Genomic DNA, 7,623 nt, shown 5'->3' on the forward strand with positions numbered 1-7,623 from the left:
CGTGCCGAGGCAGCCGCAGCACGCCTGACCGCCTCACCGCGGGGCCGCCCGAGGCCTCGACCCGCCGTCGGCGGGTCGTCGGCCCGGCCCACGGCTCCGGCACGTCGCTCCTCCCAAGGGTGCGGCGAACCGGCGGAGTTGACGATCGGCACAGCGGTGACGGGCGGGACGCTAGCAGCGTCGCCGCCGGGCCGTCCGGTCTTTGTCCGTTGGTGATGAAGCTTCGGTGCACCCTCCTCGGGTGGCGCTAGCGTCCGCTTCCATCAGGGCGCACGTGCACCGAGGAGGACAAATGCGCATCGTCAACGGCAAAGCGGTGGCTTCCGGCCGCGCGGTCGGGACGGCGCTGGTCGTGGCCGCGTTGGCGGCCACGCTGACCGCACTGCTGATTCCCGTGCACCTCTTCGACGGCGCCAACCCGGTCCCGGCGGGCTCGGTGAGCTTTGACGACGACGGGCGCGGCACGGTGAGCACGGAGTACGGCCCGCTCACCCCGCTGGACCGCGACTTCGTGCGCAAGGTCCGCCTCGCCGGCCTGTGGGAGCTGCCCGCCGGACGGCAGGCCCAGGAGCGCAGCTCCCGGGAGTCCGTCGTCGAGGCCGGCAACCACCTGGTGGAGGGCCACACCGAGTTGGACGAACGGTCCATCGAGGCCGGACGGGCGCTGGGCATCGACCTGGCCAACCAGCCCACCGCGCAGCAGCAGGGCTGGCTGGCCGAGATGAGCGCTGCCCAGGGCGACGACTTCGACCGGGTCTTCGCCAACCTGCTGCGCCGGGCGCACGGCAAGGTGTTCGGGCTGGTCGCCCAGGTGCGGGCGGAGACCCGCAATTCCATGGTCCGCTCGTTGGCCACCCGCGCCAACGACGTCGTACTGGACCACATCAACGTGCTTGAGGAGACCGGGCTTGTCGACTTCGAGTCGATGACGACCGGTAGCGGCGCCCCGCCGCCCGTGCAGCGCTCCACCGGGACGCCCGGTGTTCTCAGCACATCGAGAGAAGCACCGAGCGGAGCCAACTGATGAGCACAGAGCCTTCGAACAGACCGGGCGGTTCCCGGGCCCAGGGCCACAAGAGGTCCCGTCGGGGCGTGCGGACGATCGCGTTGGCGGTGGCCTTGGTGGTCGGTGGCGGCGGCACGGCGATCATCGCCGCGAACGCCTCCGCGGGCAACCACTCGCCCGACCGGCGGGCGGCGCCCCGGCCCGCCGTGGACGCCCAGAACGCCGGCCGCCACGTGGCCCGGACCGTCAGCTGCCCCGACGCCGGGGAACGTCTGAGGGACGTTCCGGAGGCGTCGAAGCGGGTGGTGGCCGCCCACCTGGCCAGGCTCGACGCCCAGGTGGCGGTCGCCTACCACCGGCTGGCGAAGGGACGTTCCTCGGAGCGCGCGGTACTGGCCCAGCTCAAGAGGTCCCGAGCCCACTCGCTGGCCCGGATCAACCGGGCGATCACCCGGGCCGGTGGCCAGGCCCCGCAGCTGCGGTCGCTGCGGGTGTGCGCGGTGAAGAAGAAGTGGCCGGTTCCCGACAGCACCCAGCCGGCCGGCGGGCAGCCCGCCCTGCCGAGCGCCCCGGCTGAGGGCCGACCGCCGCAGAACGGTCCCGTGCCGGAGGACTTCGTCGACATCCGGTCGGTCCAGCCCGACGTCCAGACCCCGGTCCGGGGTCGGAACGCCTCGAGGGGCACCTTCACCTCCAGGTGCGGGACCAACGAGCGCGGCCACTTCAACTCGGACAACGTGATCGTCGCTCCCGGTGTCAGCAACGGCGCCCACCACGTGCACGACTACGTGGGCAACGTCTCGACCGACGCGTTCTCCACCGAGGAGAGCCTCGCCGCGGCGGAGACCACGTGCACCAACGGGGACCGCTCCAGCCACTACTGGCCGGTTCTGCGCGCCCTCGGTGAGTCGGCACAGGTCCAGGGGCAGCAGCGCGGCCCGCGGGCCGACGAGCCGGGCAACGCTCCCGACGGCAACGTGGGGCGGGTTCTCCAGCCGGCCGAGGTGTCGCTGACGTTCCGGGGCAGCCCGGTGGGCAAGGTCACCGCCATGCCGCGCTTCCTGCGCATCATCACCGGTGACGCCAAGGCGTTCACCAACGGCGCCGCGAACGCCAACGCCTCCTGGAGCTGCACCGGTTTCGAGGACCGGCAGCTGACGGACCGCTACCCGATCTGTCCGCAGGGCAGCAAGGTCGTGCGCACCTTCGACTTCCAGAGCTGCTGGGACGGCCGCAACACCGACAGCGCCAACCACCGCACGCACGTCGCCTTCGCGAAGGAGGACGGCAGTTGCGAGCCGGGGTTCACCGCCATCCCCCAGCTGGTGCAGCGCATCACCTACGACATCCCCCCGGGCACCGCGTTCGCCGTCGACAGCTTTCCCGAGCAGTTGCACAAGCCGGTGACCGACCACGGTGACTTCGTCAACGTGATGGACGAGCGGCTGATGCGCAAGGCCGTGAAGTGCATCAACACCGGTCGCACCTGCGGCTGACACCCGGGCCGGCCGGACGTCGGCCGACCGGACCGGGCGCAGGGGAACGGCCCCGGAGGTGTGTCACTCCGGGGCCGTTCCCCTGCTGCCGGTCCGCCCTCCGCCGTCGGCGGGCCGGCGGTGTCGGCTCAGAGTCCGTTGACCCTGGCCTCCCTCGCCACGCCCAGCGGACGGAGGCCCGCCGTCATCGCCCGCGTCCGGCGACCGGTGCGGGTACTCCGCCGTCGCACGTTGGCCAGCATGCGGCGGCTTCGCAGGGTCATCTCCAGCTCGAAGCGGGTGCGCGGGTCACGCAGGGCGGCGCCGAACAGCTTCTCTATCTGCCGGAGCCGGTATCGCACCGTCTGCGGGTGGACTTGCAGGGTGCGCGCCGCCTCCGGGGCTCCGCCGCCCTCCAGCCAGGCGAGCAGGGTCACTTCCAGCCGCTCGCTCTGCCGAGGGGTCAGGTCGTCGAGCGGGGTGAGCCAGCGGGCGCTCAGTGCCCGGCTCAGCGATTCGTCCTGGAGCAGCATCAGGAGGGTCAGGTGGTCGTCGACGAACACGACGTCGGGGGCCGAACCGGGGCGGAACGGCGAGAGGGCCAGCAGCCGCCGGGCCCAGTGCAGTGAGGAGGCGGTGTCGCTCAGCGGCACCGGGTGGCCGACCGCGGCGGTGCGTCCCCGCAGCACGTTCTCCAGGGTGGCGCGGGTGCCGGCGCCTTCGTCGGGGACCAGCAGACAGGTCTCGCCGTCAGCCAGGCTGAGCAGTGTGTCACCGAGCACGGCCGCGAGCTGTGCCGCCTCTCCGGGAGAGGTGAGCACCACGGCGCGGACCGTGTCCGGCAGCGGCCACCTCGCGGAGCGGGCGAGCTCGACCAGCGGCGCCTCGGGGGCGGCGGCGTCACCCGTCAGGGCCGCGAAGAGGTTGCGGCGTGCCCGGTCGATGGGCACCGGTGTGGCCACCGGCTCCCGGGCGGGACGCGCCGGGGAGGGCTCGTCCTGGTATCCGAGTGCCGTCAACAGCGCTTGCTCGACAGCCCAGTTGAGGTCATCCCGGTCGGTAGTGGACGGACGTGCCGAAAACTCCGGTGTGTCGCGCTGCAGTACCTCGACCACCTGGTCGGCGATGGTGGGGAGTTCCTTCCTCAGAACACGGGTCCACTCACCACGGGGTCGCGACCAGATGCGATTCAGCAGTTCACACATCTTGTTACCTCGTTCCTGCCGGGGTGCGGGCCGCCCGGCACGGGGGGAGGGGGCAGCCCGCAGAGGTGGTGTCCCTCGCCAGTTCCCCGACCTGGTGAGAGAGCTGACAGACCTACAGCATCCTTCTACGAAGGACGCGTTAGTCCGGACCAGACGGTGGGTAAGGGCCCGGACCGCCTGGAGGGGCATCATCCGCAGGGGGGCAGCGTAGCGGCGACGCCAGCACAGGAATTTGTCACAGGACGATAAATCTTATGAAGGTTCCGCGAAGTTCGACGATGCTGCTGCCCCCCGAACCCTGTTCTTCGGTTGCGCACAGTGGTGGAGTCGGCGCCGGCCGGCGCCGTTCGTCCCCGAGATCCGAACGCCACGCATCCGGCCGAAGGCGGCCTAACACGACTGCGGTGCTCAGCAACCGCACGCTCGGGAGGTCTTGTTGTCCCCGCTCACCCCTCCCCCGCCCCTGCGAAGCCGCGGCAGGGCACGTTCGCGTGCCCCCGTGCGGGCCGCGCTCAGCAGACGGAGGAACGCCGACGCCGCATCGACGAGAACGCCGACCCTCGGGCAGACCCTGCGCCCCGGGCTGGGGCTGACAGCCCTGCTGTCCCTGCTCGTCGCGATCAGCGCGGGCGCCTTCCACCGCACCCGCGAGTTCCTGGACTTCGGCGCGGGCGTGCTCGCGCTCGTCTCCCTCACCGCCACCGTGCTGTGGGGTCTGGCCGCCACCGACCGCCTGATCCTCGGCTCCAGTCACCGTTTGCTGGCCCAGGGCGTGCACCGCGGCACCGCCGTGGCCGGACTGGGCTTCCTCGCCCTGCACATCTGGGTGAAACTCGTCGAGAACCGGGTCACCGTCACCGGTGCGATGCTGCCCTTCGCCGACGGCGCGCGACCGGTCCTGATCGGACTCGGTACGGTGGCCGCCTACCTCTTCGTCGCCGTCGCCGCGGTCGGCGCGGCCCGCCGGGTGTTCGCCTCCGGCGGCCGGTCCCGCTGGTGGCGCGCCCTGCACATGGGCGCCTACCCCGCCTGGGGCGCCGCGCTGGTACACGGGCTCAAGGCCGGGCGGGCGGCGAGCGGATGGGTGACGGTGATGTACGCGCTGTGCCTCATCGGTGTCGCGGTGGCGCTGTCACTGCGGCTGCTCCCGAGCCGCAACACGCCGGCCGGCACTACGAACAGCAGGTGGCAGTCATGGCTGAAGTGACCCCGTCCGTCATGTCGATCGGTCCCCCCAGGCTCCTGGCCGGTCTGGACGAGGTCTCCCGGATGGACCGCGTACGGCACCTGACCGTGCACGGCTCGCTGCCGGAGCTGCGCGCCAACGAGGTCGTGGACCTCGCCGAGAACATCGACCTGCGCGGCCGGGGCGGAGCCGGGTTCCCCTTCGCCCGCAAGATGCAGGCCGTCATCAAGTCGGCCGCGAAACGCGACGGCCGCTGCACGGTCGTGGTCAACGCGAGTGAGGGCGAGCCCAGTTGCCTCAAGGACACGGCGCTGCTGCTGCACGTGCCGCACCTGGTGCTGGACGGGGCCGCGCTGGCGGCCCGGGCGCTGGGCGCCGAGGACGTGTGGCTGGGTGTCACCCGCGACGACGTGGAGCGTTCGGTGCGGGACGCGATCGCCGAGCGCGGCCGGACCATGCCCCGGCTGAACGTCGCCCGGCTACCGGAGCGCTTCGTGACCGGCGAGGGCAGCGCGCTCATCAACGGCATCGCCCAGGCCCCGGCACTGCCCAACGGGCGGCGGATCCGTTCCAGTGACAGCGGCCTCGGCGGTCTGCCCACGCTGCTGTCCAACACCGAGACATGGGCCCAGCTCGGCGTCGCCGCACGCCTCGGCGCGCTCGACTACCGGTCGGTGGGGCTGCCCACCGAGCCGGGCACGGTCATGCTCACCGTCTCCGGCAGCTCCGTCCCGCGCGTCGTGGAGACCCCCAGCGGGGTGCCGCTGACGTACATCCTGCAGGTCTGCGGTGACACACCGGGCCAGGGCGTCCTGGTCGGCGGCTACCACGGCGGCTGGCTCAGCCCCCAGGCGGCGTGGACGACCGTGATCTCCCGCGAGTCGATGAAGGCCTCCGGCGGCTCACTGGGCGCCGGCGCGGTGATGCCGCTGCCGGAGTCGACCTGTCCCGTGGGGGAGACGGTCCGGGTGGCCCGGTGGATGGCCGACGAGTCGGCCGGCCAGTGCGGGCCGTGCTTCCTGGGGCTCCCCGGGCTCGCCGACGACCTGGAACGGGCGGCGAAGGGCGGCGGCGAGTCCGCGCTGACCGCCATCCGCGACCGGATGGACGCGGTCACCGGCCGAGGCGCGTGCAGCCACCCGGACGGCACCTCCCGCTTCGTGGCGTCCGCGATGAACGCCTTCACCGAGCACTTCGCCCTGCACGCCAGGAGCGGGGACTGCGGGCTGCCGACGATCGGCGTGCTGCCGCTCGACAACGAGGCCCCCCAGCCCGAACGCAGGGCCCTGCCCGCCGCGGGGCCGGGGTCCGGCGGCGAGGAGGGGTCCGAGCGGCTGATCGTGGACTGGACGCTCTGCCAGGGCCACGGCCTGTGCGCCGACATCGTGCCCGGGGTGATCCAACTGGGCGCCGACGGCTACCCCGGGCGGGCGGTCTCCCACGTGCCCGGCGGGCTCCGCCAGGACGCCCTGCGAGCGGTCCGCCGCTGCCCAGCGCTGGCGCTGCGCATCCAGGAATGACCATCCGCCGGACCGCGCGGGGCAGTTGGCGGAAGATTTCGCCGCCCGCTCTGAACGCTCGGCCGGTGCCGCCGCGTATTCCCCGCTGAACGGCGCAAGTCGCCGAATCAGCAGCGGACGTGAGGGAGTGGTCATGAGGAATCGGCGGCAGACGGCGGCAGCGGGCGCGGCGGTTGCGGCGGTCATGGTGATGACGGCGGCATGCGGCGGGTCCTCGGACGCGGGTCAGGACAGCGTGACCCCGGCCGGTGACAGCTCGTCGCTGGCGCCGCAGTACGACTCGGGCGGCTACGGCACCGACAACACCGGCCCGGCGGCGGGCGGCGACAGGAGCGGCCCCGCCAAGACGCTGGCGCTCCGCCAGGACACCCAGCTCGGCGGCGTGGTCACCGACAGCGCCGGGTGGACGCTGTACCGCTTCGAGGAGGACACCGCCGACCCGGCGAAGAGCAACTGCGACGACGACTGCGCCACCGCGTGGCCGCCGGTCCCGGCGGACGACGCGGCCGCCGCCGAGGGCATCAACGCCGAACTGCTCGGCAAGCTCACCAGGTCGGACGGCACGTCGCAGCTCACGCTGGGCGGTTGGCCGGTCTACCGCTACGCCAAGGACGCCCAGCCCGGTGACACCAAAGGCCACGGTGTCGGCGGCACCTGGAACGCGTTGGCCGCCGACGGCGGCAAGGCGGGCCAGGCGAAGGCCGGCGGCGACAAGGCGGCCGGCAGCGGCGAGGAGGTCGCGGGCAGCGAGGACAGCGCGGCGGGCGGCAGCGAGGCGGAGCTCACCGCCGCACAGGACCCGACGCTGGGCGCCATCGTCACCGACGAGCAGGGCCGCACCCTGTACCGCTTCGACAAGGACACCGCCTGGCCGATGAAGTCCAACTGCGTCGGCTCCTGCCTGGACACCTGGAAGCCCGCCAAGCCGGTGGACAAGGACAAGCTGAGCGGCGTCAAGGCCGAGGACATCTTCACCGTCAAGCGCCCCGACGGGACCGAGCAGCTGGCCATCGACTGCTGGCCGGTCTACTGGTTCACCGGTGACACCAGCCCCGGCGACACCGAGGGCCACCTCAAGGGCAACGTGTGGCACGCGATCACCCCGGACGGCAAGAAGGCCAAGGCCACGTCCTGACGGGCCGCCGGACAAAGGCGTCCGCCCCCGGTGCGCACCGCGGGGAGGCGGCCGCCCGGCACATCGGTCGGGGCGGGTGGGCGGCAGGGAATGCCG

General features: G+C 72.6%; 6 protein-coding genes. 5 read left to right on the forward strand and 1 reads right to left on the reverse strand.

The features are described from left to right. The first annotated feature begins 292 nt into the window (after window positions 1–292). The gene (locus ACYVE9_RS10710; RefSeq protein ID WP_461027542.1) at window positions 293–1,024 is read left to right on the forward strand and encodes a DUF4142 domain-containing protein; all 732 of its coding nucleotides are present in this window, start codon (window positions 293–295) and stop codon (window positions 1,022–1,024) included. Beyond that, window positions 1,024–2,502: a DUF1996 domain-containing protein gene (locus ACYVE9_RS10715; protein WP_461027543.1), complete on the forward strand. Its 1,479-nt coding sequence runs from the start codon at window positions 1,024–1,026 to the stop codon at window positions 2,500–2,502. The genes ACYVE9_RS10710 and ACYVE9_RS10715 overlap by 1 nt, the downstream gene beginning before the upstream one ends. 128 nt (window positions 2,503–2,630) lie before the next feature. On the opposite strand, the gene ACYVE9_RS10720 is transcribed toward ACYVE9_RS10715, so the two are convergent. Further along, a complete protein-coding gene (locus ACYVE9_RS10720; RefSeq protein ID WP_461027544.1) occupies window positions 2,631–3,686 on the reverse strand; it encodes a PucR family transcriptional regulator in 1,056 nt (351 codons plus the stop codon). A gap of 499 nt (window positions 3,687–4,185) precedes the next feature. Between ACYVE9_RS10720 and ACYVE9_RS10725 the strand changes: the two genes are divergently transcribed. From ACYVE9_RS10725 to ACYVE9_RS10735, 3 genes are all read left to right on the forward strand, one after another. After that, window positions 4,186–4,893: a hypothetical protein gene (locus ACYVE9_RS10725; RefSeq protein WP_461027545.1), complete on the forward strand. Its 708-nt coding sequence runs from the start codon at window positions 4,186–4,188 to the stop codon at window positions 4,891–4,893. Beyond that, window positions 4,881–6,392 carry an NADH-ubiquinone oxidoreductase-F iron-sulfur binding region domain-containing protein gene (locus tag ACYVE9_RS10730; RefSeq protein ID WP_461027546.1) on the forward strand — a complete coding sequence of 504 codons (1,512 nt, stop codon included), beginning with the start codon at window positions 4,881–4,883 and terminating at the stop codon, window positions 6,390–6,392. Before ACYVE9_RS10725 ends, ACYVE9_RS10730 begins: the two co-directional genes overlap by 13 nt. Window positions 6,393–6,525: 133 nt before the next feature. Next, on the forward strand, window positions 6,526–7,527 hold the full coding sequence (locus ACYVE9_RS10735; protein ID WP_461027547.1) for an SCO0930 family lipoprotein: 1,002 nt from the start codon (window positions 6,526–6,528) through the stop codon (window positions 7,525–7,527). The last annotated feature ends 96 nt before the right edge of the window (window positions 7,528–7,623 follow it).

It is taken from the genome of Streptomyces sparsus, assembly GCF_054776295.1.

What these genes read in the sequence shown, in the direction of transcription:
- ACYVE9_RS10710 (WP_461027542.1), top strand. Translation starts at nt 293, where the DNA reads ATGCGCATCGTCAACGGCAAAGCGGTGGCTTCCGGCCGCGCGGTCGGG.
- ACYVE9_RS10715 (WP_461027543.1), top strand. Translation starts at nt 1,024, where the DNA reads ATGAGCACAGAGCCTTCGAACAGACCGGGCGGTTCCCGGGCCCAGGGC.
- ACYVE9_RS10720 (WP_461027544.1), bottom strand. Translation starts at nt 3,686, where the DNA reads ATGTGTGAACTGCTGAATCGCATCTGGTCGCGACCCCGTGGTGAGTGG.
- ACYVE9_RS10730 (WP_461027546.1), top strand. Translation starts at nt 4,881, where the DNA reads ATGGCTGAAGTGACCCCGTCCGTCATGTCGATCGGTCCCCCCAGGCTC.
- ACYVE9_RS10735 (WP_461027547.1), top strand. Translation starts at nt 6,526, where the DNA reads ATGAGGAATCGGCGGCAGACGGCGGCAGCGGGCGCGGCGGTTGCGGCG.